The organism is Flagellimonas sp. 2504JD4-2, from assembly GCF_053642935.1.
The window spans coordinates 157,475-183,595 of the sequence record NZ_JBSIOV010000003.1 but is presented as its reverse complement, the minus strand read 5'-3'; the positions used below and the strand labels follow the sequence as shown (position 1 = coordinate 183,595).

Here is a 26,121-nt window from a genome sequence, read left to right as displayed (position 1 = left end):
TAACCTTAACTATGGGCTTTAAAAATAACACAGGCATTTACATCTCCAAAGCCAAAGCTTGCTTTTGCTATAATTTTAGGTGTGATGCTCAAAGTTTTTTGCGGGATTCTGGAAACATCCACCACTTGAAGAATTTCAGGATTAATGTCCTCACAGTTCACATTCCCGAAAATTTGGTTTTCCTGAAATTGAAGCAGCGTCCCAATACATTCGATACTTCCTGCAGCTGCCAAACAATGTCCCATCAGACCTTTGAAGGAATTGACGTATGGGAAACTTGATCCTGCTAAACCAAGGGCTGAGCTCCAATTTTGTATCTCAACAGCATCTTTGGTAGTCGCTGTCAAATGTCCATTGATAGCGCTCAGTTGCTCTGGGACTATGTTGGCATCTGAAACGGCCTCTTTTATACATCGGATCACCGCTTGGCTATTCGGTGCTGTCATGGAGCCTCCTCCTCGCTGTCCCCCACTATTGATGGACCCTCCAATGATTTCCCCATAGATCTTTGCACCACGTTGTTGTGCACTTTCCAAAGATTCCAGCACCAAAGCCCCGGCACCACTACCTGGGACAAATCCAGCTGCAGTAGCGCTCATGGGCCTGCTCCCCTTTTCAGGATTGTCATTAAAATTTCTGGGAAGTATGCGCATAGCATCAAAGCCACCCCAGATATAGGGTCCACTATCCCCACAACTGCCAGCAAGGATTCTCGTAGCCTTGTTTGATTTTATCCGCTCATAGGCCATAAGGATAGCCTCGGTTCCAGTGGTACAAGCAGATGAATTGGTTGTCACTTGATTTCCACAGCCCAACATTCCACCCAAATAAGCGCTGATACCGCTGGCCATGGTCTGAACAACCGAAGTACTGCCCAAACGTCTTACGCTCCCCTCGTCCACTTTATAAATAGCTTCCCTAAACTTGTCGACCCCTAAAATTCCTGTTCCGAAAATAATTCCACTATTCCAGTCAGGGTTTTCTTTGTTGGCTAGTTCCAGTCCAGCATCTTGCCACGCATCTCTCCCGGCCATTACGCCATAGACCAATCCACTTGCATTCAATCCTTTCAACTGAACATTAGTAAAGTATTCATTTAAATTAGTGTTGTCAATATCCGGTTTACCAGCTATTTGACATGAAAAATTAAGTTCAGATAATTCTTGTTGGAATCGTATGCCGCTTAGCTGTTCTTTTAGACTTTTTGTAAACTCGGGAATTCCAACTCCATTAGGTGCACAAACCCCCATTCCTGTGACTACCACCCTATTTTCCATGAGCCCCCATTTTTATCATACCCGCTAAGATTCCTTTGCAAACCAATTCCTGTTCCGCATTGAACATTTTTACCTTACATTTAAGTTTGTTAAAACGGAAATATTCTTTTTCTGATACCACTTTTACCGTTTCCCCAGGAAAAACAGGAAGGTAGAATTCCATTTCTGAGCTGGATAGTGCGATTTGCATCTCTCCCTCATCCATGGCCTGTTCACTGTCGTTATCCAATAAATGAATGCCAAGACAAACCAAGCCTATTTGGGCGCAACACTCTGTCAAGATAACCCCGGGCGTAACCGGTTTGTCCTTAAAATGACCTCTATAGAATTCCAAAGTCTCCTCAAACGTATAAGTTCCCCTTGCCGAATTTTCATCGACATGTTCCAGTTCATCCACAAAACGAAAGGGTTCGGTATAGGGCAAGCGGGAGTATATTTTATTCGTATCAACCATTATTGCAAACTTTCCCCTCCATCAACTTTAATAACCGTCCCTGTAATCCATTTTGCCTCATCGGTGGACAACAGGTAGGCCGCATTTGCAATATCTTCAGGTTTTGTAAGTCGCTTGTTGGGATTTCTTTTCAGCGCCTCCTCCTTCAATATATCACTATTTGGTATCATCCGGAACGATTTGGTATCGGTAACTCCTGCTTGAATGCAGTTAGCCTTAACTCCCAAATCCGCAAACTCCAGGGCGATACTCCGGACTATGGCCTCTAAAGCAGCCTTGGCTGCGGAAACAGCTGCGTAGCTTTTCCAAGCTTTACTATTTCCTTCACTGGTATACGCCATTATTCGCACATCATCTGAAAACAATTTTTTATCCATCAATGCTTTTACCCAATCGTACAGGTTTATGGCCATGGCATCAATTGTTAAATGAAAATCTTGATTGTCCAAAGTACTTTCGCCATCAGCAACCATCGGTTTAAGGTTTCCTTTGGCCAGACTGTGTACAAGTACACCTATCTTCTCTTTTCCAATCAACTCCTTAATGCTTTGGAGCACTTCATTTCGCCTTTCCGGGTTGAGGGCATCAACATTAAAGCTGTGAAATCTCGAGGTCTTTTTAGCAATATCTTGAAACTGCTTTTGGATTTCCTCCATGTCTGTTTTTCTATCCCTGTGCAACACAATCACCCCGAAGTTATGCTTAGCAAACTTTTGTGCGGTTGCCAATCCAAGGCCACTGCTTCCCCCAATTATTATTGCCCATTTATCCATTAATGCTCGTGTCTATTACCACTCCAACAACACGCGTTGTGCCGAAAATCCAGGACCAAAACTCAGAATCAGACCTTGCTCCCCGGCTTTAATATCCTTCTGTAAAAAGCGTTCCAGTACATAAAGCACCGTTACGCTACTCATATTCCCAAATGCCCGTAACACTTCTCGTGTATCATCAATATTCTTTCCCAATTTACCGAACAATTCTTCTACTGTCCGAACAATTTTCTTGCCTCCAGGGTGAAAAATCAAATGGTCCACATTTTCTATGGAAGTGTTGTGCTTCTCAAGAAATGGATGGATGATTTTTGGAAAGTGCTCCGAAATCACTTCTGGAACTGCTGGATCCAGAATCATTTTTAATCCGGTATTGGTCAAATCAAAGCCCATAAGATGTGTGGCATCGGTAAAATGGTACATCTCCTCTCCAAGAATTTTAGGTCCATTCAGGTTAGTTTCTGAGGACAACAGTGCACAAGCGGCCCCATCTCCAAAAATTGCGGCACTTACCATATTGGCCATCGAATAATCATCGAGCTGAAAGGTGGCGGTCGGACTTTCAACAGCAATAATTGCTGCGCGCTTTCCAGGATTCGCCCTAAGAAAGTTAGTAGCATAAATTAATCCGGAAACGCCTGCGGCGCAGCCCATTTCGGTCACAGGAAGTCTTACAATATCCTGACGAAGTCCAAGCGCATTGATGAGATACGCATCCAGTGAAGGAATCATTACACCGGTACAGCTGACCGTAATGATGAAATCAATAGAATCAGATTCCCAACTGGCCTTGTCCAATGCTTTCTGCAGTACTTGCTCGCCCAATTGTTTTACCTCTCGAACGTAGATATCATTTTTTTCTTCAAAAGAGGTTGCCGTAAAAACCTCTTCGATATCCATAATTCCATAACGATGATCTACATCCGCTCCTTCAAATATCTTTACCACCTTCCTTCGAAAGCGATCTTCTTGTCCTGAGAGCCAAAGATTGACAAATGGGATGATGTCCGAGGTTTTTCTATTATATTTTGGCAACTGTTTTGAGACAGCTACCATGCGCACTTGCTCCATTAATCACTGTGGGTTGAGTTTCATAATCCATACATATCTAAAAGCCCATTTCCATTCAATTTCATGTATAACACCTGGTATTTTTTTGGAGAGATTGACCAACTCTTTCCTTTTAAAACCTTTTAGTATGGAAACAAGGCCATCATATCTGGCCACCTTTGTCCTTAGAAAGAGATGACTGAAAATCTTGAACAGGTAATAGGCCAATCCACTCCTATGCAGGTCATTAATCACCACCCCAGTTTTGGCCAATTTCACAAATTGGTTCAAGAAGGCATCGATGCGCTCTTCCTCAAAATGATGCATGGTCAATGTGTTGATCAAAATGTCACAACCAAAGCTATCATCTGCTTTTAAGATGTCCATTTTCTCGAAACTTATGTTGGGATATGCTGCAGTTTTTTTCTTGGCAATATGCAAAACATCATCCCTTAAATCGACTCCAATCATCCGATGGGAAACATGATGTTTGTTGAGAAAACGAGATAATTTCAACAACATAGTACCGTCACCACATCCCATGTCCAAAATCGTATACGATTTACTAAGGTCCTGTTTGACCAAATTCCAGACGGCATAGAGGGTAATGTTGTCCCCGCCCAGCCATTTGTTGCATCTGTTGATATCCTTGTAAGCGGCTTTTAGCTCCTCAAATTTCATATTGGGGTCGTCCATCATTTCCAATTGCCGACTTCTTAATGTCAAATCCATTAGCTCAAAATTGGGGTTCCATGGGTTCTACGTATCAGCCCTTTTACCAACAGCTCCGAGTTGGCCAAAGTGTTCATTCCAAGATTAAACCAGTTGGTATGCATCATCAGTCCTTGCAATTGCCTTCCCATCCAAAGACGCTTTTTAAAGTTTTTGCGCCATAGCATTTTATAGGTTCTTTCCATATCATTTCTGGAAAAACTGGTGTCTTCCAAAAAGGAAACAACCTGGTCGACAGCTAGCTTTGCACTGTGAATTGCCATGGCCATCCCATTTCCACACAATGGATGGATTAATCCCGCCGTATCCCCACACATAAGCACATGATTTTCCACAGGCTGCTTTTTATCAAATGATATCTGTGCTATGGTCTGCGGTTTTTCAAATACAGAGCTTGAATTTGCCAAGAAGTTTTCTAGCTGCGGGTTTTTCGATACCACATTCTCATTAAAAGAAGCAATGTCTGCACTTTGCTTAAAATATTCATACCTGACCAAGTAGCAAAAATTTATCTTCCCCTCTTCAACTCTCGATAAACCTCCGTATCCTCCTGGAAAATTATGCAACGACACTAAATTGGATGGATATTCTTGATTCAGATAGTGCCCCTTTACGGCCAACCATGGAGATCTTTGTTTAGTGAAGCCTCGTTTCATCTTAACATCCAGATTGGAACGCTTGCCATAAGCTCCCAAGACTACCTTACTTTTAAGTATCTCGTTCGATGACAGTTCAACATGGAGTAGGTCATTACGAAATTGGATGTCGACAACGGTATCATGAATAAACTCTACTCCTCTCGCTTTGGCCAACTCATAAAGCTCGAAATCAAACTTGTATCGACTAATTCCAAAACCACCCAAGGGTAGATTGACATCCAACACATTTCCTTTGGATGTACTTAAACGAAGCTTGTCAATTTGCGGAAGATCAAAATCGTGAAACGCAAAACCCAACTGTTCCAAATAAGGTTTTACTTCGTTGGAAACATACTCCCCACAAACTTTGTGTAATGGATATTTGTTCTTTTCAATAACGAGCACTTGCTTTCCCCTATTGGCCAAATCGAGGGCAGCAGTAAGCCCGGCCAATCCACCTCCGACAATAAGTACTTCAAATTGATTCACTCTTTGAAGATAGTCGATTACAAACAAAAAAACCGACATAAATATGTCGGTTTTAACAAAATCACCTGTAACAGGTACGATTTATCCTTTTGTTTTTTCGTAAGCTTCTTCCTTAAGTTCTTCGCTGGCCATGATAGCCAATTCAACTCTTCTGTTTTTAGCTTTTCCTTCGGAAGTTTCGTTACTCTCCCTAGGTTGGGTTTCTCCATACCATTTGGTGGTAAACCTTCCACTTGAGATTCCTTTACTTATCAAATAACTGGAAACGGATTCGGCTCGTTGCTTGGATAAATTCCAATTATATTCCTCGCTCCCTGCACTGTCCGTATGTCCTTCAACCAAAATAATGGAATTTGGATATTCTTTGAAGATTCCAGCTAATTTATCTAAAGTTGTAGCGGAAGTTCCTTTGACATCTGACTTATTAGTATCGAAATACACTCCAGCATCTTCGTTAAAGGTCACATTGATACCCTCACCAACCCTTTTTACCTCTGCTCCTGGTATTTCTTCTTCAATGCGTTCTGCTTGTCGATCCATTCGGTTACCGATGTATCCTCCAGCTGCACCACCAACAACGGCTCCGATAATGGCTCCAAGTGCTGTATTTCCACCTTTCCCTACGTTGTTTCCAATTATTCCCCCGATTACAGCTCCACCTGCAGCACCTATTGCAGCACCTTTCTGGGTATTATTGGCATTTTTAACCGCATTGCAACTTACCACTAAGCTAAGTGCCATAACCAATGCTGTACTTTTGATCAGTATATTTTTCATGTTATTATTTTTTTGTGAATTGGTAAACGATTGTGACAAGTTCTCCTTCAACAGATACATTGGACTTTAAGGTCATTGATTGCTCGTTTATACTTGCAATGTTCAATCTATAGCCAGTACCTCCTGAAATATCCTTTCTTTTATCGTCAATAAATTTGAACTGCAGTTGGCTGCTATAATTTTGTGAAGGCTCCACGACGGACCATCTAAAAAAACGATCTCCGCCTGTGCAAAGGGAACTTTGGGAAATGGTATATCTTCCGGTACTGTTATTGTCCCTGAAAAACCAATCACTCCCCTCAAAGCAGATGTCCTCCGCATCATTAAAGATTACCGATTTGAAATTTCCTGTGTTGTTCTCATAAGATACATCGTTCAGGGTCCAGGAACCGCTGAAAAGGTTTCGTTGTGTCCTTGCGCTCTTAGAAACTGAGCAAGACATCAAGAAAACCCCAATCAATGCTGTAAAAATTAGTGTTTTTTTCGCCATAAGAATTGGAATTAAATTTTAGTATATACGATTGAGACACCATATCTACCTTTTCGTTTTGTTAAATATTTGTTAAAACAAAAAGATCAATATGCGATAAGCTCCAATAATGTCGCCTCGAATCTTTTTTTCGGAAGGTAATTTTCCTCCAACTCCTTAGCAAAGGGCACAGGGGTCTCCAAACTTCCTACTCTTCTGACTGGTGCGTCCAGATATTCGAAGCAGTTTTCCATGACCATTGCGGCGATATCACTTGCAACGCCACCAAAAATGGTATCCTCATGCAAAACAATCAGTTTTCCCGTCTTCTTCACCGATTCGAAGACAGCATCTATATCAAGAGGTTGAAGTGTACGCAAATCTATGATATCTGCGTCAATTTCTGGATGTTTATCTAAAATTTCCAAGGCCCAATGAACCCCAGCTCCATAGGAAACCACCGAAACAGATTCTCCTTTCCGGATTAAGCTCGCTTTTCCAAATGGCAATGTGTAGTAATTTGTTGGCACATCACCGTAAACGCTGCGATACAATCCCTTATGTTCAAAAAACAAAACAGGATTCGGATCATTAACGGCCGTGTTCAAAAGTCCTTTGGCATCAGAAGGAAAGGCTGGATAAGCCACTTTGAGTCCTGGAGTCTTTGTAAACCATGCCTCATTTGTCTGGGAATGAAATGGTCCGGCTCCCACTCCGCCACCACAGGGCATTCGTATAACGACATCGGCATTTTGTCCCCAGCGGTAGTGTACTTTTGCCAAATAATTGACTATTGGATTAAATCCGGAACTTACAAAATCAGCAAATTGCATTTCCACCACAGCTTTCATTCCATTTATGGAAAGCCCCATGGCTGCCGAAACTATAGCGGATTCACAAATAGGAGTATTTCGAACCCTGCTTTTGCCAAACTTACTGGTAAAACCATCGGTTATCTTAAAAACGCCCCCGTATTCGGCAACATCCTGCCCCATAATGATGAGTTCATTGTACCGATCCATAGACTGCTCCAAGCCTTCGGATATGGCATCTACAAATCGAATGTTTTTTACTTCGGATTTTTTTTCAATATGTTGATATCTAAACTTTTGAAACACTTCATTTAATTCTTTAGTTTCATCAAGTTCCACTGGGTTTTGATCAAAAGCCACCTTCAGGTTTGAGTTGATTTCCTCGGTAATTACGGTCTTCAGCCCTTCAATTTCTGCTTCAGAAATCACCTTCTCCTTCAGCAGAAAGGCCTCGTAGTTGGCAATAGGGTCCTTTTTAGCCCACTTTTTCATCAATTTTTCCGGCACATACTTTGTTCCGCTTGCCTCTTCATGTCCGCGCATTCGGAATGTCTTGAACTCGACCAAAATGGGGCGGGGCCGTTTCCTAATGGATTTACAGAGCTCATTTATCTTGGAGAATATTTCCAAAATGTTGTTGCCATCAATAATACGCGACTCAATACCGTAGCCCTTGGCCCTATCCGCGAGATGTTTGCAATTGTATTGCTCATTTGTAGGTGTGGACAGTCCATAACCGTTATTTTCAATACAAAACAAAACAGGGAGATTCCATACTGAAGCAACATTAAGGGCCTCATGGAAATCTCCTTCACTTGTAGCTCCTTCTCCAGTGAAAACCGCAGTTACCCTTTTCTTTCTTCGTAGCATATCGGCAAGGGCGATGCCATCGGCCACACCAAGTTGAGGGCCCAAGTGGGATATCATCCCCACGATTTTGAATTCCTGGGTTCCAAAATGAAAACTTCGATCCCTACCCTGTGTAAATCCCCCAGGCTTTCCCTGCCATTGTTTAAAAAGAAGGTGCAAAGGAATATTTCGAGAAGTAAATACACCCAAATTCCGGTGCATTGGCAGAATATACTCTTCAGTTTTTAAGGCCTGGGTCACCCCAACGGAAATGGCCTCTTGCCCTATGCCACTAAACCATTTGGAAATTTTACCCTGCCGTAACAAGACCAACATTTTCTCTTCAATCAGCCTGGGCTTCAGCATTCCAACATATAAGTCGAGCAGTTTTTGTCGGTCCAATCCACCAATATGATATCTCATTCAGTACAAATTCAATGGGGCTAAATGTAATAAAAAAGCTATCGATGACGAGCGATATTTTCAGAAAGGTTTCGCAATATTCTGTACTTTTGGAATAACGTAAATTTGATATTATGAGTGCGATACCAAGTGTTGATTTAAGGGATTTCGTTTCGGGGGATGCTGCGAGAAAGGAAAAGTTCATACGGGAAATAGGGGCTGCATTTGAGAATATAGGTTTTGTTGCCCTTAGCGGTCATTTTCTGTCAGATGAACTTGTGGAGCAGCTTTATTCTGAAATCAAGAAATTCTTCCAGTTACCCCAAGAGGTCAAGGATGGCTACGAAATAGAAGGTATAGGTGGTCAAAGAGGCTACACTTCCTTTGGAAAGGAACATGCCAAGGGAAAAAAGGAAGGTGATCTGAAAGAATTTTGGCACTTTGGCCAGTATGTGGAGAACAATCCAAAATTAGAGGCCGAATATCCCGATAATGTTTCAGTCAATGAACTTCCAGAGTTCGACAAAGTTGGCAAGGAAACCTATAAGATGCTTGAAAAAACGGCGCAATACGTGCTGCGGGCACTAGCTTTACACTTGGATCTTGAAGAGACATATTTTGATGGGTGGATCAAGAACGGAAATTCCATTTTAAGGCCCATTCATTATCCCCCTATCACCAATGAACCGAAAAATGCTGTAAGAGCTGCCGCGCATGGCGATATTAACTTGATCACCTTGCTTATGGGAGCACATGGGAAGGGTCTACAGGTTCAAAATCACCAAGGTGAATGGGTAGATGCCATCGCCAAACCGGATCAACTGATGATCAATGTGGGCGATATGCTCTCAAGACTCAGTAACAACAAGTTGAAATCCACCATTCATCAAGTGGTAAACCCACCTAGGGAACTTTGGGGGACATCACGCTATTCCATTCCATTCTTTATGCACCCGATAAGCGAAATGCCTTTGAACTGTTTGGAGAATTGTGTTGATGAAGCGCACCCAAAAGGTTTTGAGGACACCACAGCCGGCGAATATCTGCATGAAAGACTTATAGAGCTCGGGCTAGTAAAAAAATAACATATGGACCTCCAAGACCAGCTTAAGAACCTATTTCCGGATCATGTTCCCGAGGATATTGATGGTGCCAAAGATGCGGAACCTGCTTATTGGATGCAGGATGCACCCATTATTTGCAAGTATGAAAAAAGAAAGGGCAAGCCTGTGACCATTTTGGAAGGTTACACCGGCGCAGATAGTGATTTCAAGAAATTGACAAGAGACCTTAAATCGTATTTGAGTGTTGGCGGAAGCTATAAAAACGATACGATTATTATCCAGGGAGATTATCGGGACAAAATCATGGATTTCCTAAAAAACAATGGTTTTGCCGTAAAAAGGGTTGGAGGTTAATCTGATTAGTCAATGATTTCTCTGGCTTTTTTTTCGAGCAATGTTAAAATTACTGACTGGCAACCAATGTTTTACAAAAAAAATTTTTGTGTTCTTGGTTTAAATCTTACATTTAATTCTTCTAACCGACGAAAACCGAACTGAAAATGAAATCACTGTTGCATATTACCAACGGGGACAATTTCACGTCAAAACTTCAATCGTTACATCTTAAGGGAGATATCATTACTTGGAGAGAAATGCTCTGTGAGGGCAAAACTCTTTGCAATGTTGGTAGTGAATCCTTCTGGAAAACACGTTTTGAATTTTTGAACAAGAACTACAAAGTATCCAAATCGTGGTTCGTTGAAAAAACCTTGAAAGAATATCGCTCCTTATGTAACCACAAGCAACAAGATCAGATTGTGCTTTGGTTTGAATACGACCTCTTCTGCCAAATAAACATGTTAGCAGTCCTAAGTTGGCTCAAAACACATAGAAGACACGCAGAAATATCTTTGGTATGCAGCGGAAATGAGGATGAAAGTGAGAGACTTTACGGATTGAATGAGCTAAGTGATGAAAAATTGATGGAGCTCTATGAGAATAGAACCATTTTATCACAAGATGATATCGAGTTTGCGGATTATGTATGGCAATTGTACTGCAGCGATAATCCTATACGACTGGAAAATCTTATCAACCACAATAATTTTCAGTTTGAATACCTCTCCAGTGCCTTAAAAGCACATCTAAGGCGTTTCCCGACGATTAAAAATGGACTTAACGAGCTTGAAAATCGTGTTTTGGAAACTGCACTGTCCAAAAAACCCAAGACTAGAAAGGAATTGTTGGGTGAAGTATTGACGGACCAAGGGTATTATGGTTTTGGAGACACCCAATATGAACGCATAATCTCCTCGTTGAAGCCGCTATTCGGCTCTTTCAACCCGGTCAAACTAACTAAAAAAGGTAAGGACATTTTAGAAAACAAAGCAAATTATTACTCGCAAATACGTGATAATCAATTATATCTGGGAGGTTCTTTAAAGTATAACTTCTTATATAACACTGCAACAGACCGCATTCTAAAACTTTAATATGTCCACATTAGGTAACTCAGAACTAATTCTGAACCCTGATGGCAGTATTTACCATCTCAACCTTTTACCAGAGGACATCTGTTCCACAATCATAACGGTTGGTGACCCTAGCAGGGTTCCCATGGTCACGAAGTACTTTGATTCCATTGATGTAAAGAAAGGAAAACGGGAGTTTTTCACCCAAACAGGGTCATATAAAGGAAAAAATATCACTGTAATTTCCACAGGGATTGGAACAGATAATATTGACATCGTTTTAAACGAATTGGATGCCTTGGTCAATATAGATTTTGATACTCGAAAGGAAAAGAATACTAAAACGCAGTTGGATTTTATCCGGATTGGAACCTCTGGCGCCATTCAACCTGACATCCCGGTAGATTCGTTTCTTTTGAGCAAATCAGCGGTGGGTTTTGAAGGCCTTTTACACTTTTATGACACTGGACAGGCAAGAAATACAGCATTGGAAGATGAGCTCAATGCTTTTTTGGGATGGAAGGACCATAATATCACCGCCTATGCCGTGGATGCCGATAAGAATCTAGGTGATAAATTTAACTCGAATCGTATACGATATGGCATAACCGCCACAAATTCAGGTTTTTACGGCCCTCAAGGCAGGGCGTTACGCCTGAAGCCCAAAGTTTCGGACTTCAATGCAAAACTTGCAGCGTTTTCATATAAGAATCAGCCTATTACCAACCTCGAAATGGAGACTGCCGGCATATACGGACTCGCAAAACTACATGGACATAGGGCAATTTCATTGAATGCCATTCTGGCCAACAGAGCTACCGGCGAATTTTCCAAAAACGCTTTCAAAACTGTAGATGACCTCATCAAATTCACCTTGGACAAGCTGATTTCTTAATCCCCTATTTGCCCGCGAACATCGGTTTGAATATGTTTACACTTTTAAATCGAACAATCCCTTTTGAAGTAAATGAAAACCGTTAGGATAATTGGCGTTCCAGAACACTTTAACCTTCCCTGGCACTTGGCCATTGAGGAAGGTGCTTTTGAAGACCGTGGCATTCAGCTTCAATGGACCGATGTTCCCGAGGGAACTGGTAAAATGTGTCAAATGTTGGAGAACAATGAAACGGATTTGGCCATTATCCTTACCGAAGGCATTATCAAAAGTATTTCCCAAGGCAACCCTGTTAGTATAGTCCAGGAATATGTATCATCTCCCCTACTTTGGGGAATTCATGTGGCCGCCGATAGCCCAAGACAATCTGTTTCTGAGCTTAAAAATGATAAAGTGGCCATAAGTCGAATGGGAAGCGGAAGCCATTTGATGGCTTATGTGCACGCCCAAAATCAGGGCTGGAATACCGCTTCCATGGAATTTGAAATCATAAACAACTTAAACGGGGCCGTTGAAAATCTAACTTCAGGGTCCGGCGCCTATTTTATGTGGGAGCATTTTACCACCAAACCGCTTGTGGACGATGGCACATTTAAAAGACTGGGAGATTGCCCTACTCCTTGGCCTTGTTTTGTAATTGCCGCGACGCACTCTTTCTTGGATTCACACGCCAATCTCCTAAAGCATATTCTTGAGGTGATTAATATATATTCCTCAGATTTCAAAAGAATTCCAAGTATAGACCGAACGCTGTCCAACAGATACGAACAAAAACTGGAAGATATTCAAGAATGGCTTTCCAAAACCGTCTGGGGACAATCCCAGATGCTGGAATCCGTTGTCAATGAAGTCCAAAAAAGACTCTTAAGTCTGGATTTAATCAAGGAGATTAAAGACCCTAGTGCTTTCCTGCACCAAGATTAAGAAAAGTACTTGTTGATCAAGACCCTGAATTTTAGGTCAGACAGGGGTTTCTGGGCGGTATCCGTGACGTTTGGGTTTGCCAAGGCCAAAGAGGTCGTTTCCTCAAGATCCAACGCCGTAAGCATCACTACAACCACATTTTTTTTAAAATTCTCATCAAACTTCCTTTCATAAGTGTCCAAAAACTCCCAACCGTTCATTACCGGCATATTCGTATCCAGAATAAGCAAACATGGCATATTTTCCTCGCTGGGAGCGGTTTCCAAAAACTCAATAGCCTCCTTTCCGTTACTTGCGGTGTTAACGGTTAGATTGTTGTCCAGCTGCTTCACAAAAAACCTATTCAGAAAATTGGTCGTGTCATCATCATCAACGAGAAGTACTGATTTTAATCTGCGCAAAATATAAGAATTTTCCTATATAGGGGTTACTCTCTTAAACGTACGAATTCTTATTATATTTTCAGAATTTACTTGCAAGAAATAATTCACCAACTTATTAACGATTTTCCCATTTGGGCCAGAAGTGTGTTGGTTTTGCTAAAATGTTGGTTTCCAAACCAAAGTCCCCTATTTGCACTTAAGGGCGATGGGTGTCCCGAAGTGAGTATGTGATGTTTGCTTTGATTTATTAATGCAGATTTTCTTTTGGCAAAGCCACCCCAAAGCAAAAAAACGACTCCTTCTAACTCGGAGGAAATGGTTTTGATAACAGCATCAGTGAATTTTTCCCATCCTTTTTTCTGATGGCTTCCTGCTTGATGGGCCCTGACCGTCAATGTAGCATTCAACAACAATACTCCCTGTTGGGCCCAATGTTCCAGATTGCCGCTTTCTGGATAAGGTTTTTCTAAATCCACCTTAATTTCCTTGAAGATATTGACCAAGGATGGAGGATGCGCAATACCATCTTTTACTGAAAAACAAAGTCCGTTGGCCTGGTTGGGCCCATGATAGGGGTCCTGCCCAATAACAACCACCTTGGTCTCATGAAATGGACAATGGTCAAAAGCCGCAAAAATGTCCCTACCCTTTGGGTAGCACGTATGCTGCGCGTATTCTTGTTTTACAAACTGAACAAGCTGTTGAAAGTATGGTTGCTCAAATTCTTGCTGTAAATGCGCCCGCCAACTCGAATCTATGTCTACGTTCATTAATGCTCGGTAATTTCTGCTGATAAATCTAAAAATAATATCTTTCCTGTCCACTAAAAGATTGATACCAACCTATGTCCATTTTTAAAAAAGTAAAATTCCCCACTGCCCATACTATTCTTTTTATCATAGCCGCTGTGGTTTGCTTGCTTACCTGGGTCATTCCTGCCGGGCAATATGACCGTTTATCGTATGACACGGATAGCAACACCTTTGTTATTCAATCCAATGAAGGAACAACCACCCACCCTGCCACCCAGCAAACCTTGGATCAACTGGCTATTCAAATTCCCTTGGAAAAATTCACAACTGGAGCCATCTCCAAGCCCATAAGCATTCCAAACACATACAAAAATCTGGAAGGAAATCCCCAAGGCATTGTTGGGTTTATCCAAGCCCCGCTAAAAGGGATAATGCAATCGGCAGATATCATACTATTGGTATTGATTATCGGTGGACTCATCAGTATTGTAAATGCTACCAAGGCTTTTGAGGCGGGAATCTCATGGTTGGCAGAAAAACTGAAGGGACGGGAATTTGTTCTCATCATCATGGTCACTGCTTTGATTGCTCTCGGAGGCACAACTTTTGGTCTTGAGGAAGAGACGATTGCCTTTTATCCCATACTGGTTCCCATATTTTTAGCGGCGAAATATGACGCCCTGGTTTGCGTAGCTTCCATATATGTTGGCTCCTCCATTGGCACCCTGGCATCCACGGTGAATCCATTCAGCACTATTATTGCTTCGGATGCTGCTGGTATAAACTGGACCGAAGGCCTCAATGGACGGCTAATCATGCTAGCCCTTGGACTTATTTTTTGTATTGCCTATATCATTCGATATGCGCAACGGGTCAAAAAAGATTCCAAAAAATCCCTGATTCACGATCAGAAGGACGAAATAGAAAATATGTTCTTAAAACAATCTGCTTCGATCAACACACGCCTAAATGGAAAACTCAAACTGGTGCTAGCTATTTTTGCCAGCTGTTTTTTTATCATGGTTTATGGGGTTTCCCAATTAGGTTGGTGGTTTTTGGAAATGACCTCCGTGTTTTTGGCAGCCGCTCTGCTAATTGGCCTCATTGCACGGATAAACGAGAAACAATTTGTGACTGAGTTCATGTCTGGAGCAAAAGATTTACTGAGTGTGGCTTTTATTATCGGTATTGCCCGCGGTATCACCGTGTTGATGGAAGACGGCCAAGTTAGCGACACCCTACTTTTTTATGCTTCGGAACTGACCTCTGGCATGCATAAAGGCTTTTTTATCAACGTTACTTTTTTGCTGTACAATGGACTGGCCTTTTTTATTCCGTCTTCCTCGGGAATGGCGGTATTAACCATGCCAATTATGTCCCCCTTGGCGGATAGCGTAGGTATTGGACGGGAAGTTATGGTCAATGCGTACCAATTTGGGGTCGGGCTTTTTAAATTTATTAGTCCAACTGGTATTTTGTTAGCTTCTTTAGCCCTGGTTAATGTTGGATATGACAAATGGTTGAAATTCATCATACCATTGGTCCTGATACTGGCGGTTTTAGCCATGACCATGTTGACCATTGGCGTATATTTTTAAAGTTAAAAACACTATGAAGATTCTAATTATAGGCGGAAACGGAACCATCGGAAAAAGGGTAAGCCAACACTTTAGCGAAAACAATGAGATTTTAATTGCCGGAAGGACTAATGGGGATGTAACCGTAGACATTGCGGACAGCGATTCCATTGCTAAAATGTTTGAACAGACAGGGAAGTTGGACGCCATCATCTGTATCGCCGGGGAAGCAAAGTGGGCGGAATTCAATCAGCTCTCCGAAGAAGATTACTATATCGGCATTAAAAGCAAGCTCATGGGGCAGGTGAATCTAGTTCGTCTAGGACAACACTATCTAACCCAAGGAGGTTCCATAACCTTGTCTACAGGTGTACTTGCGGACAATCCCGTACCAAAAACCGCTAGCGCCGCAATGGTGAATGGTGCCTTGCACAGTTTTGTCCAAGCGGCATCCCAGGAAATGGATAACAGAATTCGATTGAATGTGGTTTCCTTGGAATTGGTCATAGACGCTTATGAGAAGTACAAAGACTATTTTCCCGGCCACAACCCTATTTCCATGGAGAAAAGTGTCAATGCCTATGTTCGAAGCGTAAAGGGAAGAAGAAATGGGGAAATTATTCGAGTCTATAACTGATCATTCCCTTTATCTTTATAGCAACCAAACCGACCTCTGATTTTGAAACACGGAATTCAAATCATATGTATTGCATTGACCTTATCCCTCGCTGTCAATTGTAGAGGTCCACAATCAAAAGAAGTATCAATACAAGAAGCTCCTAAGGCTATTCCCACAGTTGATGCCTTGCCCACCCAAGTGGTGCATCCTAAGGATAACCCTCCTTCGGAGGCAAAAGAAAAACTGGGTAAATTGTTGTTTTACGATCCTATTCTATCTGGCAACAAAGATGTTTCTTGTGTAACCTGCCATCATCCAGATATGGGGTATGCCGAGTTTCTGGATATCTCCATCGGAACCAATGCTACCGGCCTAGGTAGCAAAAGAAAGTTCAACACTCCAAACAACATTCCCTTTGTAAAGCGAAATGCGCAAACGGTAATCAACACAGCGTTTAATGGACTTCAAAGCCATTTGACCTATGTTCCTGAGGACGCTACCATGTTCTGGGACGATAGGGCCAAAAGTTTGGAGAAACAGGCCATAGAGCCCATCAAAGCGCTTGAGGAAATGCGCGGAAATGATTTCACCGAAGATGAAATCATGCAAGAAGTGGTTGAACGACTGAAGAATATCTCGGAGTATCAAAAACTATTCGCTGAAGCTTTCGATGAACCAGAGTCCATCACCATTGAAAATTTGGGTAAAGCTATTGCCGCTTTTGAACGGACGTTGATTGCAAACAATTCCCGATTTGATCAATACATTCGAGGTGATAGTGAAGCGATTTCAATCAGTGAAAAGGATGGTTTTGAGCTTTTCAAATCCGTTGGATGCATCAATTGCCATAGTGGCCCCATGTTTTCGGATTATAAAATGCATGTTTTGGGAGTTCCCGAGAATTCCAAGTTGCCAGTCGTAGATCATGGCGTGGCTGATGTTGGATTAAAGGATAGTTTTGCATTCCGTACTCCTACCCTAAGAAATCTAAGATTTACTGCCCCCTATATGCATAATGGCAGCTTTGTGACGCTCCGCAGGGTTCTGGAATTTTATGAGGACATCTCAAATAATGTGGTCCGGAATCCTAATGTAGACCCCTCGAAATTTGACCCTTTTGTCCGTGAATTGCGCTTGTCCGTCAAAGAAATGGCATTGATCATTTCATTTTTGAATACTCTGAATGACGATGGATTCGACAAGTCCATTCCTGAAAATGTACCGAGTGGTTTGCCTGTTGGTGGACTTATAAATTGATTGCCAACTTTACTTGCCACCTAAATTGAATACCTATCTTTGCCCCGCCAGTAAAGGAAAATGCAGAACATTCATCCCAAAACACTTCAAGATTTAGAGTTTCCAACGGTTTTGGAACAGGTTTCAGCGCGTTGTAATACCGAGTTGGGCAAGGAGAAGGCTTTGGAGATTCAGCCATATGCAGACAAAGTGCTGTTGATGGATGTCTTAACGCAAACTTCTGAATATCTAGCCTCGTTTTCCAACGACAACCGCATTCCCAACCATGGCTTTGATGGTATTAATGGTGAACTGAAGTTACTGAAGATTGAAAACACAACTTTGGAAATTTCTGGTTTTCGAAGAATTGGCAATGTCTGCAAGACGGTAGCACTGCATCAAAAATTCTTTAAGAAGTTTAAAGAATACTACCCGAAGCTGTTCGCGCAAGCCGAGAAATTGGAGGTGAATACCGAGATTCCCAATGCGATTGACCATGTTATCGACAAGTTCGGAGAATTAAAGGATTCCGCATCCGAAGAACTGCACGGCATTAGAATGCGAATCAATGAGGTGCGTTCAAAAATCAACCAAAGTTTTGCTTCGGCGCTCACCCGCTACCAATCCTCTGACTTTTTGGATGAAATTCGGGAGTCTGTAATGGAGAACCGGAGGGTTTTGGCGGTCAAGGCCATGCACCGGAGAAAAGTAAAGGGAACTGTCTTGGGAAGCTCCAAAACTGGGAGCATCGTATATATAATTCCAGAAGCTACACTATCGTTTACCCGAGAGTTGAGCAATCTTGAGTTTGAAGAAAAGGAAGAAATCCAACGAATACTCAATCAACTTACGGATAACATACGCCCTTTTGATTTCCTTCTTTCCTCCTATCAAGATTTTTTGGTCCATATTGATATTACCGCCGGAAAGGCCAAGTATGCTGCGGATATGAATGGCCTACTACCGGAAATCAATGATGAAAAAGAACTCTTCCTCCGAGATGCCTATCACCCACTGCTTTATCTGACCAATAAGCTTAAAAAAGAAAAGACTTGGCCACAGACCATCCAACTGCATTCTGAAAATAGGATTATCGTCATATCCGGACCGAACGCTGGAGGTAAGAGTATTACCTTGAAGACAATTGGATTACTTCAAGTAATGCTTCAATCTGGGCTTCTAATTCCCGTTCATGAAAGAAGTTCCGTTTGTTTGTTTGATAAAATATTGACGGATATTGGTGATAATCAATCCATAGAAAACCATTTGAGCACCTATAGCTATCGATTAAAGAACATGAACCATTTCCTAAAGAAATGTAATAATAAGACCTTGTTCTTGATCGATGAATTTGGTACTGGAAGTGATCCAGAATTGGGAGGAGCTCTTGCCGAGGCCTTTTTAGAGGTTTTCTATGAGCGAGAGGCCTATGGGGTAATCACTACGCATTATGCGAACCTTAAAGCGCTTGCAGACGAGCTGCCGCATGCCACCAATGCCAATATGTTGTTTAATTCCAAAACCCTGGAACCTACTTTTCAATTGATTTTGGGCGAAGCAGGTAGCTCTTTTACGTTTGAAGTCGCCCAAAAAAATGGAATCCCCTATTCGCTTATAAATAAAGCCAAGAAAAAGATTGAACGCGGTAAGGTACGTTTTGATGCCACCATTGCCAAATTGCAAAAAGAACGGTCAAAAATGGTCCAGACAGGTTCTCGATTGCAAGATGAAGAAACCAAAGCCCGTGAAGAAGCAGATCGTTTGGAGAAACTGAATGCTAAAATAAAATCCAAACTGGAGAACTATCAAGAGTTGTATGACCATAACCAACGCATGATCCAATTGGGCGATAAGGTGAATACAGCTGCAGAGCGCTACTTTGTGGACAACAAAAAGCGTCCCTTGATCTCAGAACTCCTACGCATTGTGGAAACTGAAAACAGTAAACGCAAAAAAACCACTGCAAAACAGACAAAGGCCAAACAGGCACAAAAGAAACAGGTGGCCCAAGAACTGGAAAAAAAGATAGTCAAGGTTCGGCAAGAGAAAAAGATTGAAAAGAACAAAGCCATCCAAAAAGAAAAGAACAAGCCAAGACCGGTATTCAAGGTGGGTGACCGTGTCCGTTTGCAAGATGGAAAGGCCGTTGGCAGTATTGACACTTTGGAAAAAAACAAGGCCGTCGTCAACTACGGCATGTTTACGACAAATGTTAGTGTAGATCAGCTGGAATTAGTGGAAGCAAAAAAATAAATTCGGTGTCATTCCGCACTTGATGCGGAATTGATAAAAAGATTCCCGCTTTTGCGGGAATGACAATCAGAATAAAATAACAGCCGGCATCAGGTTGTTGAATCCAACCTGAGCGGCCAGCTGCTTATATTATCTCGTCCTAATTACAATTTACACTCTGGAACGTGTACTGCGTACAAAGACCTAAAACACGTTTAGAACAATAGGCCTCATAACAGTATTCCTTATCCAAATACCCAAGGGTTGTTTCCCCAAGGGTCCTCCAGACCAAATCCCAGTACTGGAATTGAATGGTCACATCATGGGCGCCTTTGGGAGGGGCCATGCTAAAGAATATGTTCTGTTTATCCACTTTTTCCCATTCGGTCTCTTTTACCGTCTGTGTGCCCTTCACCTTATAAGAGAATCGGAATCTTACATCAACTAGAATCTCTTTTCTAAGCTTTGCATTCTTATGGACATACTCAAATGTGGTACATTTTTCAACACGATAGTCGGTATTGTATCCCATTTTAGCAATTCTGTTGTCCTTTAAATACTTTACGGTATAACCAATTGGTGCTCCAGGGTTATCACGACTGTAGAGTGCACCTTCTGAAATAACGTAGTTAAGGCCACCTTTACCTTCCTCTATTTCACTACCCGTGATTATTTCAGTGGCTACTTGTGCATTTCCACCAATGGTCACCACATTGATGGTCGATTCTTTAATGATTTTTTCATATTCGGCATTAATTTCAACCGTGGCGCCTTTTTTAGCGGTTTTGTACTCTAAAACAGCCTCTAGATTTACATCAGTTTCCGTATCGGTGGTTTCCATTCGCATCATAATAATTCTTCCATACTGTACAGAGCTTACATAGGCTGGTGGGTTTTCATTGGAAAGAATGGACTCTGCTGTAGCCAGATCTACATCATTGCCGAAAACGGCAGCAGGACTTTCTGGGGTTTCCATAACTACATCATAAAAAACCTGTCTGTACAACAAGGTTGCTACTCTTTTCTCTGTGGTCTTGGTATAATCAAATTGTGATTCAAAAGATGACCCTTTGGACCATTCTGTGCTTACACCAAGGTCAAGGCTCATTTGTTCTCGACTATATGCCGTGGTTTTCTCAAAATAGGTGTCCGCATCTATTTCATATCCTTGGGGCTGGATTTGTGCATTCCAATATTCCAGAGCCTCATCAATACTGGCCTGCGTATTCTGGAAAGTGGGATTATCAACGGTAATGTTACCGCCATCTCCTATTCCTGGTAGATCCACTCTAAGTCTTGTTGGAGCCTTGGAAACTTGTAAGGGTAATGGAGCTCCATTCAATAACTCTCCATTACCAATAACCAAAGCTCCGGGGTAAATCACACCTATGGTTGGATCAAATACCACTACGTCCTCAAAATTGGAGCGGATGTTATAGTCAATAGTCCTACATTCTGTGACCCAACCCAAATCCGTATTTTTATTTGTTCGGTCATTGGTCGGCTCCGTACCTGTGGTGCTTTGAACATTTAAAATTTGTTCGGGATCATAGCTTAAGTTGGCTATCACCTCATTGATTGCATCAAGGTCTGGATTGTTATCTGGTTCAGAAGTTTCCTCCTCTGGGTTTTCAGTCACAGGGTTTTCTCCCCCATCGGTTTCAACAGGTGGTTCTACAGGCTCAATTTGGCTGCCGCAGGAAATTACACCTAATAACGATACACTTACTATCATTATCATAAATACTCTTAAGGTTTGGTGTTTTGTTTTCATAACTTTTTGGTTTTTAGGATTCAACACTCCAAACCTATATGAGAAAAACGCCCATCCCTAATTTTCACCATGGACAAAGTATGGACAGTATCGTCGGATCGACCTCTAATCATACATGGACAGGAATAATTTAACCAGTAAACAAAAAATCATGTGACACCAATAAAATCAACATTTTACAGAGGTTTTTTGTTTGCCATGTAGCTTGTTTTAATATGGACTTTCTATGGACGGACACTTTTTGAGGTGGAATAGGGCATGTCAGAACAAGAGATTTAATGGGTATCTTGGTGGTGTAATCAACCTCTCATGAAAAAACTACAATCTCTATTGTTGAGCATTCTTTTTATCCCAATGTATGGGTCGGGACAACTACAGGGCCAAGAAAAAGTTGATAGCTTATTGAGTGCTTATGAAAGTCACAAACAAGATACCCTGAAGATAAAAACATTACATAAGTTGTTTGATCAATATATGTATGTGGACTGGAAAAAAGCTTTAGAGTATGCGCAAAAAGAGCTTGAGTTATCGCAAAATATAGATTACCCACAAGGAATTGGCAAAGGGTATTTACATACTGGTATGGCATACTACTTTCTCGAAAATATGGATTCTACTAGATCCAGATTTGACAAAGCAATGCAAATATTCAACCAAATCGATGATCATTTTTTGATGGCAACTACCCTCAGAAACTATTCAATCATAGAATATGAAAATGGAAATTATGACAAGGCCATTGGAATTCTAGATAAGAGTATTTTGTTGTTTAAAAACAAATTAAACGATTCTATTGGTATGGGAATTTCGTATGAAACAAAAAGCAAAGTCTACGTTTCAAAAGGTAATTATAAGCTAGCATTACAAAACGCGTTAAACTGCCTTCGCATACTGGAAAAAGTAGATGATGGTCTTCATTATGCCAACTCCTTATATAATATGGGATACGTGGAATTTTTCAATAAAAATCATAAAGAAAGTATCAATTACAATTTGAGAGCTCTTGAAATCTACGAGGATCTAAATGAAACCTGGTGGTCAGCTCAAACTTACAACGATTTGGGTAACAATTATTATTATCTCGATGATTTTGAGATGGCTGAAGAAAATTTGATTCAGGCAATTGAACTGGCAAGGGAAGTTGATGCTAAATGGATTGAATGTTCATCGCTCGGGGCGTTAGGAAAGGTTAGAATTGCGCAAGAAAATTACGTTGAGGCTGAAAAACTGGGCGACAAAAGTCTAGGTATCGCCAACGATTTAAATCTGAAGCTTAAGATTGTTGAAGGTCTTAACCAGAAGGGTGAAGTAAATTTGAAACAGCAAAAGTATCAAAAGGCCATTTCATATTTAGACAAATCTGTAGCATTGGCGGATAGTATTGGAGCCAAAGACCAACTAAAAACTGCCTTAAGCCTTAGAGCCCAAAATCATTCAAAACTTGGTGACTATAGATTGGCCTCAAATGACTATGAAAACCTTATAACAATAAATGACTCAATCTACAGTGAAAAAAAGCTGCAACAAATTGAAGAGTTGACCACCATCTACGAAACCGAAAAAAAAGAAGCGGAGATCGCCCTTCAAGAAGAGGAAATCAACACTCTTAACGAAAAGGCCAAAGTAGATAAATTGACTAAAGGACTCTACGCCGGTGGTATGGCCTCTGCCCTAGCCTTGTTTGGCTTATCTGTTTTTGGGTACAGGCAACGTATCAAAAAGAACAAAATAGCCAGAGAAAAACAGGAGGAAATCTTTATGCAGGAAATCGAGCATAAGAAAAAGGAACTGGCCAGCCAGACTTTACACTTGGTTCAAAAGAACACCTTCATCCAAGAACTCAAGGAAAATCTGGAAAGCCTTAAAAACTCCCCGGAAAAGTTTAAGGTAGAATTTAGGCGAATCGTTATGCTCCTAAAAAAACAGAATGCCTCCGATAAGGATTGGGAAGTCTTTAAATCTTATTTCTCTGAAGTCCATAACGACTTTGATCAAAAACTCAAAACTCTCTATCCTGATATTTCGGAAAAGGAAATCCGCTTAGCGGCCTTTTTACGGATGAATCTGACCACTAAAGAAATCGCAGCTACGCTGAACGTATTGCCCGATAGTATTTTGAAGTCCAAATACCGATTGAAAAAGAAATTGGATTTGGACAAGGAAATGGACCTGACCACCTTTCTCAATACCTTATAGTCGGTTTGCGCAATGGAAGTCATCAAAAAATAACTTAACTTTTACTGTTAAATTTTTGATTTTGAGATCACTACCACTAAATACCTTCGCATTTTTTATTTCGATCGCACTGTTGGGATTAGCCCAATGCAAACCCATTCCAGATAACTCCGGTAACGGCAAGAAGCCATCAACAGCTAAGCTCGATTCCTTAGGTCAATCCATTATTCAGGGAGGCGGTGTCGTGGGTTTTTCCGTTGCAATCATGAAAAGTTCAGACACCCTTTATAATAGGGGTTTTGGTTTTGTGGATACAACAATGTCAACACCTGTGACCCCAAAGACACGCTTCAAAATAGCTTCCATTTCCAAACTTATGGGTTCAACCGTGGTAATGAAATTAGCTGAAGAAGGTAAGTTGTCACTGGATCAAACTTTGTTTGAGTTGCTTCCAGATTTTCCGAAATCCGAACAGGCAAAGAAAATCACCTTGGCACATATGATCAGTCACACCTCTGGACTGGCGGAATATGCCACTTTGATGGACACCATATATGTCCGCACCGGAAAGATGCCCGCAAAAAAGGATTATTATGATTTTTTCAATAACAATGATTTGATTTTTGAGCCGGGCACCAATTATAGCTATTGTAATTCTGGCTTTGTTTTGATGGGTATGATTGTGGAGAACATCACCCAGAACAGTCTGCAGGGAGAATTTGACAGGATAATCAATAAACCAAGCGGAATGGATTTAAGGTTGATTGCGGAAGCAGCTTCCTTACCCGAGATGTCGCCCTACTGGGAAAAAAAAGGCTCTCGTTTTATACCCTACCCGCATTGGCCCTGGATCAAAGGTGATGGTGGTTTAACCGCCACATCGATAATGCTGGCGCAATTCCCAAAATATTGGACCACAGGTAAGATAATCAAGCAGGAATCGTTCAACGAAATGAAAACTCCACGAACGCTTACCGATGGTGTCCCAACAGGATATGGCCTCGGAGTACGCAATGGGGAACTTTTCGGAGAGAAAATCATTGGGCATACCGGAGGTCACAAATCGACCTATGCGATCATGGCCCACTTCCCCGAACGAGACCTTACCTTTGTAGTGTTGGCCAATACGGACAACACTCCGATAAGCGCCAGAAATATTTTTGGGCAGTTTGCTGCTGCCTTTTTAGGTTATGATGCTTCCGATATTTCCATCCAGCCTCAGACACTTAGTAATCCTGCGGACTATTTGGGTACCTATACTGGATTTGATTCAAAAATTGAAGAAAAAATCCAGATCAAGGGGGATGGAGATAAACTAATGTATTGTTATGGAGACACTTGTTATCCCATGACTTATTTGGGCAATCACAAATTTTGGATTGAGCGTTGGCCTTACGATCATGTTACCTTTGAAGTTCATGAAACTGGAAAGGCATTGGCGCTCAAAGAATATTATACAGGGTTTTATGCCATACTTCGAAAAAGAATTAACCTTCCTAACTAAACTGAACATGAAACTAGTTGCCATTTCTATCTGCGCTTTTCTTGTTTTACTGTCTTGTCAATCAAACTCAAAGTCAAAAGAACAATCCTCTGCTCCACCTGCACAAACCGCACAGAAAAAAATAGTAGACCTCTCACACACCTATTCGGACAAAACGGTGTATTGGGTAACCGCCCAGGAATTTGAACTGGATACGGTATTCAACGGGCAAACTGAGAAGGGCTATTTCTATGCCGCCAATAATTTTAAAACAGCGGAACATGGGGGTACCCATATTGACGCCCCGATTCACTTTGCGGAAAACAAACAAACTGTGGACCAAATCCCATTGGAACGATTGATAGGAAATGCCATTAAAATAGACGTTTCTGCAAAAGCAATGGACAATCCGGACTATTTGGTAAGCACCACAGACTTTATGGACTGGGAGCAACAGCACGGAACCACTATTCCTGATGGGAGTATCGTTTTGTTGCAAACCAACTTCTCAAAATTCTACCCGGATAAAATCAAATATCTTGGCACTGACCAACGGGGTGAAGAAGCGATTAAGCTCCTTCACTTTCCAGGACTTTCCCCTAAGGCTGCACAATGGTTGGTAGATGAACGTAATATTGCCTCCATAGGTATTGACACTCCAAGCATCGATTACGGTCAATCCCAATATTTTGAAAGCCATGTAATCTTATTAGGGCAGAACATACCCGCTTTTGAAAACTTGACAAACCTAGATCGATTACCGTCCACCGGATTTGAAATCATAGCCTTACCCATGAAAATTGAAGGTGGAAGTGGTGCACCCCTTCGTATAGTAGCCATACTTTAAGTGAACGAATAGTCAATAGACAAAAA

24 protein-coding genes are annotated in these 26,121 nt (G+C 41.5%); 12 read left to right on the top strand and 12 right to left on the bottom strand.

The window, feature by feature from the left end; all coding sequences use genetic code 11:
• Window positions 1–5: 5 nt before the first annotated feature.
• The 9 genes from ACULLH_RS12015 to ACULLH_RS11975 form a co-directional block, all read right to left on the bottom strand.
• The gene (locus ACULLH_RS12015) at window positions 6–1,277 is read right to left on the bottom strand and encodes a beta-ketoacyl-[acyl-carrier-protein] synthase family protein (protein ID WP_454088991.1); all 1,272 of its coding nucleotides are present in this window, start codon (window positions 1,275–1,277) and stop codon (window positions 6–8) included.
• Window positions 1,267–1,731, bottom strand: a complete 465-nt coding sequence (locus tag ACULLH_RS12010; protein ID WP_454088990.1) for a 3-hydroxyacyl-ACP dehydratase FabZ family protein — start codon at window positions 1,729–1,731, stop codon at window positions 1,267–1,269. Before ACULLH_RS12010 ends, ACULLH_RS12015 begins: the two co-directional genes overlap by 11 nt.
• Window positions 1,731–2,504: an SDR family oxidoreductase gene (locus ACULLH_RS12005; protein ID WP_454088989.1), complete on the bottom strand. Its 774-nt coding sequence runs from the start codon at window positions 2,502–2,504 to the stop codon at window positions 1,731–1,733. The genes ACULLH_RS12010 and ACULLH_RS12005 overlap by 1 nt, the downstream gene beginning before the upstream one ends.
• Window positions 2,505–2,519: 15 nt before the next feature.
• The gene (locus ACULLH_RS12000) at window positions 2,520–3,575 is read right to left on the bottom strand and encodes a type III polyketide synthase (RefSeq protein WP_454088988.1); all 1,056 of its coding nucleotides are present in this window, start codon (window positions 3,573–3,575) and stop codon (window positions 2,520–2,522) included.
• 3 nt (window positions 3,576–3,578) lie between these two features.
• Window positions 3,579–4,286, bottom strand: a complete 708-nt coding sequence (locus ACULLH_RS11995; RefSeq protein ID WP_454088987.1) for a methyltransferase domain-containing protein — start codon at window positions 4,284–4,286, stop codon at window positions 3,579–3,581.
• Window positions 4,286–5,452 carry an NAD(P)/FAD-dependent oxidoreductase gene (locus ACULLH_RS11990; RefSeq protein ID WP_454088986.1) on the bottom strand — a complete coding sequence of 389 codons (1,167 nt, stop codon included), beginning with the start codon at window positions 5,450–5,452 and terminating at the stop codon, window positions 4,286–4,288. Before ACULLH_RS11990 ends, ACULLH_RS11995 begins: the two co-directional genes overlap by 1 nt.
• A gap of 42 nt (window positions 5,453–5,494) precedes the next feature.
• A complete protein-coding gene (locus tag ACULLH_RS11985; protein ID WP_454088985.1) occupies window positions 5,495–6,190 on the bottom strand; it encodes an OmpA family protein in 696 nt (231 codons plus the stop codon).
• Window positions 6,191–6,194: 4 nt separating this feature from the next.
• A complete protein-coding gene (locus ACULLH_RS11980; RefSeq protein WP_454088984.1) occupies window positions 6,195–6,680 on the bottom strand; it encodes a lipocalin family protein in 486 nt (161 codons plus the stop codon).
• Between the two features lie 86 nt (window positions 6,681–6,766).
• Entirely contained in the window at window positions 6,767–8,743 is a 1,977-nt protein-coding gene (locus ACULLH_RS11975) for an alpha-ketoacid dehydrogenase subunit alpha/beta (protein ID WP_454088983.1), read from the bottom strand.
• A gap of 113 nt (window positions 8,744–8,856) precedes the next feature.
• Between ACULLH_RS11975 and ACULLH_RS11970 the strand changes: the two genes are divergently transcribed.
• The 5 genes from ACULLH_RS11970 to ACULLH_RS11950 all read left to right on the top strand — a co-directional run bounded on the left by ACULLH_RS11970 (window position 8,857) and on the right by ACULLH_RS11950 (window position 13,017).
• Window positions 8,857–9,807 carry an isopenicillin N synthase family dioxygenase gene (locus tag ACULLH_RS11970; RefSeq protein ID WP_454088982.1) on the top strand — a complete coding sequence of 317 codons (951 nt, stop codon included), beginning with the start codon at window positions 8,857–8,859 and terminating at the stop codon, window positions 9,805–9,807.
• Between the two features lie 3 nt (window positions 9,808–9,810).
• Entirely contained in the window at window positions 9,811–10,140 is a 330-nt protein-coding gene (locus ACULLH_RS11965) for a translation initiation factor (RefSeq protein ID WP_454088981.1), read from the top strand.
• Window positions 10,141–10,286: 146 nt separating this feature from the next.
• A complete protein-coding gene (locus ACULLH_RS11960; RefSeq protein WP_454088980.1) occupies window positions 10,287–11,219 on the top strand; it encodes a DUF1835 domain-containing protein in 933 nt (310 codons plus the stop codon).
• Window position 11,220: 1 nt separating this feature from the next.
• The gene (locus ACULLH_RS11955) at window positions 11,221–12,093 is read left to right on the top strand and encodes a nucleoside phosphorylase (protein WP_454088979.1); all 873 of its coding nucleotides are present in this window, start codon (window positions 11,221–11,223) and stop codon (window positions 12,091–12,093) included.
• 72 nt (window positions 12,094–12,165) lie between these two features.
• Window positions 12,166–13,017, top strand: coding sequence for a substrate-binding domain-containing protein (locus ACULLH_RS11950; protein WP_454088978.1), 852 nt, complete (start codon window positions 12,166–12,168; stop codon window positions 13,015–13,017).
• Here ACULLH_RS11950 and ACULLH_RS11945 read toward each other — a convergent pair.
• Window positions 13,014–13,418, bottom strand: a complete 405-nt coding sequence (locus tag ACULLH_RS11945; protein ID WP_454088977.1) for a response regulator — start codon at window positions 13,416–13,418, stop codon at window positions 13,014–13,016. The two genes, ACULLH_RS11950 and ACULLH_RS11945, sit on opposite strands and share 4 nt — an antisense overlap.
• 86 nt (window positions 13,419–13,504) lie before the next feature.
• Window positions 13,505–14,170, bottom strand: a complete 666-nt coding sequence (locus ACULLH_RS11940) for a uracil-DNA glycosylase (protein ID WP_454088976.1) — start codon at window positions 14,168–14,170, stop codon at window positions 13,505–13,507.
• Window positions 14,171–14,244: 74 nt separating this feature from the next.
• On the opposite strand from ACULLH_RS11940, the gene ACULLH_RS11935 reads away from it, so the two are divergent.
• From ACULLH_RS11935 to ACULLH_RS11920, 4 genes are read left to right on the top strand one after another with little or no spacing between them, the layout of a single operon-like run.
• Complete coding sequence (locus ACULLH_RS11935) at window positions 14,245–15,750, top strand: YfcC family protein (protein ID WP_454088975.1); 1,506 nt, start codon at window positions 14,245–14,247, stop codon at window positions 15,748–15,750.
• A 13-nt stretch (window positions 15,751–15,763) separates the two neighbouring features.
• Window positions 15,764–16,366 (top strand): short chain dehydrogenase, encoded by a 603-nt coding sequence (locus ACULLH_RS11930; protein WP_454088974.1) that lies wholly within the window; start codon window positions 15,764–15,766, stop codon window positions 16,364–16,366.
• 42 nt (window positions 16,367–16,408) lie between these two features.
• A complete protein-coding gene (locus tag ACULLH_RS11925) occupies window positions 16,409–17,605 on the top strand; it encodes a cytochrome-c peroxidase (protein WP_454088973.1) in 1,197 nt (398 codons plus the stop codon).
• 60 nt (window positions 17,606–17,665) lie between these two features.
• Window positions 17,666–19,837, top strand: coding sequence for an endonuclease MutS2 (locus ACULLH_RS11920; RefSeq protein ID WP_454088972.1), 2,172 nt, complete (start codon window positions 17,666–17,668; stop codon window positions 19,835–19,837).
• A gap of 139 nt (window positions 19,838–19,976) precedes the next feature.
• Here ACULLH_RS11920 and ACULLH_RS11915 read toward each other — a convergent pair whose 3' ends face one another.
• Entirely contained in the window at window positions 19,977–21,590 is a 1,614-nt protein-coding gene (locus ACULLH_RS11915; protein ID WP_454088971.1) for a thiol-activated cytolysin family protein, read from the bottom strand.
• A 309-nt stretch (window positions 21,591–21,899) separates the two neighbouring features.
• Here ACULLH_RS11915 and ACULLH_RS11910 point away from each other — a divergent pair, with 309 nt between their 5' ends.
• The 3 genes from ACULLH_RS11910 to ACULLH_RS11900 all read left to right on the top strand — a co-directional run bounded on the left by ACULLH_RS11910 (window position 21,900) and on the right by ACULLH_RS11900 (window position 26,095).
• Entirely contained in the window at window positions 21,900–23,786 is a 1,887-nt protein-coding gene (locus tag ACULLH_RS11910; RefSeq protein WP_454088970.1) for a tetratricopeptide repeat protein, read from the top strand.
• A gap of 61 nt (window positions 23,787–23,847) precedes the next feature.
• Window positions 23,848–25,269: a serine hydrolase domain-containing protein gene (locus ACULLH_RS11905; RefSeq protein WP_454088969.1), complete on the top strand. Its 1,422-nt coding sequence runs from the start codon at window positions 23,848–23,850 to the stop codon at window positions 25,267–25,269.
• A gap of 7 nt (window positions 25,270–25,276) precedes the next feature.
• Window positions 25,277–26,095, top strand: coding sequence for a cyclase family protein (locus ACULLH_RS11900; RefSeq protein WP_454088968.1), 819 nt, complete (start codon window positions 25,277–25,279; stop codon window positions 26,093–26,095).
• Window positions 26,096–26,121: the final 26 nt, after the last annotated feature.

Coding starts and splice junctions, on each gene's coding strand:
- ACULLH_RS12015 (WP_454088991.1), bottom strand. CDS start 1,277: ATGGAAAATAGGGTGGTAGTCACAGGAATGGGGGTTTGTGCACCTAAT.
- ACULLH_RS12010 (WP_454088990.1), bottom strand. CDS start 1,731: ATGGTTGATACGAATAAAATATACTCCCGCTTGCCCTATACCGAACCC.
- ACULLH_RS12005 (WP_454088989.1), bottom strand. CDS start 2,504: ATGGATAAATGGGCAATAATAATTGGGGGAAGCAGTGGCCTTGGATTG.
- ACULLH_RS12000 (WP_454088988.1), bottom strand. CDS start 3,575: ATGGAGCAAGTGCGCATGGTAGCTGTCTCAAAACAGTTGCCAAAATAT.
- ACULLH_RS11995 (WP_454088987.1), bottom strand. CDS start 4,286: ATGGATTTGACATTAAGAAGTCGGCAATTGGAAATGATGGACGACCCC.
- ACULLH_RS11990 (WP_454088986.1), bottom strand. CDS start 5,452: ATGTCGGTTTTTTTGTTTGTAATCGACTATCTTCAAAGAGTGAATCAA.
- ACULLH_RS11985 (WP_454088985.1), bottom strand. CDS start 6,190: ATGAAAAATATACTGATCAAAAGTACAGCATTGGTTATGGCACTTAGC.
- ACULLH_RS11980 (WP_454088984.1), bottom strand. CDS start 6,680: ATGGCGAAAAAAACACTAATTTTTACAGCATTGATTGGGGTTTTCTTG.
- ACULLH_RS11975 (WP_454088983.1), bottom strand. CDS start 8,743: ATGAGATATCATATTGGTGGATTGGACCGACAAAAACTGCTCGACTTA.
- ACULLH_RS11970 (WP_454088982.1), top strand. CDS start 8,857: ATGAGTGCGATACCAAGTGTTGATTTAAGGGATTTCGTTTCGGGGGAT.
- ACULLH_RS11965 (WP_454088981.1), top strand. CDS start 9,811: ATGGACCTCCAAGACCAGCTTAAGAACCTATTTCCGGATCATGTTCCC.
- ACULLH_RS11960 (WP_454088980.1), top strand. CDS start 10,287: ATGAAATCACTGTTGCATATTACCAACGGGGACAATTTCACGTCAAAA.
- ACULLH_RS11955 (WP_454088979.1), top strand. CDS start 11,221: ATGTCCACATTAGGTAACTCAGAACTAATTCTGAACCCTGATGGCAGT.
- ACULLH_RS11950 (WP_454088978.1), top strand. CDS start 12,166: ATGAAAACCGTTAGGATAATTGGCGTTCCAGAACACTTTAACCTTCCC.
- ACULLH_RS11940 (WP_454088976.1), bottom strand. CDS start 14,170: ATGAACGTAGACATAGATTCGAGTTGGCGGGCGCATTTACAGCAAGAA.
- ACULLH_RS11935 (WP_454088975.1), top strand. CDS start 14,245: ATGTCCATTTTTAAAAAAGTAAAATTCCCCACTGCCCATACTATTCTT.
- ACULLH_RS11930 (WP_454088974.1), top strand. CDS start 15,764: ATGAAGATTCTAATTATAGGCGGAAACGGAACCATCGGAAAAAGGGTA.
- ACULLH_RS11920 (WP_454088972.1), top strand. CDS start 17,666: ATGCAGAACATTCATCCCAAAACACTTCAAGATTTAGAGTTTCCAACG.
- ACULLH_RS11915 (WP_454088971.1), bottom strand. CDS start 21,590: ATGAAAACAAAACACCAAACCTTAAGAGTATTTATGATAATGATAGTA.
- ACULLH_RS11910 (WP_454088970.1), top strand. CDS start 21,900: ATGAAAAAACTACAATCTCTATTGTTGAGCATTCTTTTTATCCCAATG.
- ACULLH_RS11900 (WP_454088968.1), top strand. CDS start 25,277: ATGAAACTAGTTGCCATTTCTATCTGCGCTTTTCTTGTTTTACTGTCT.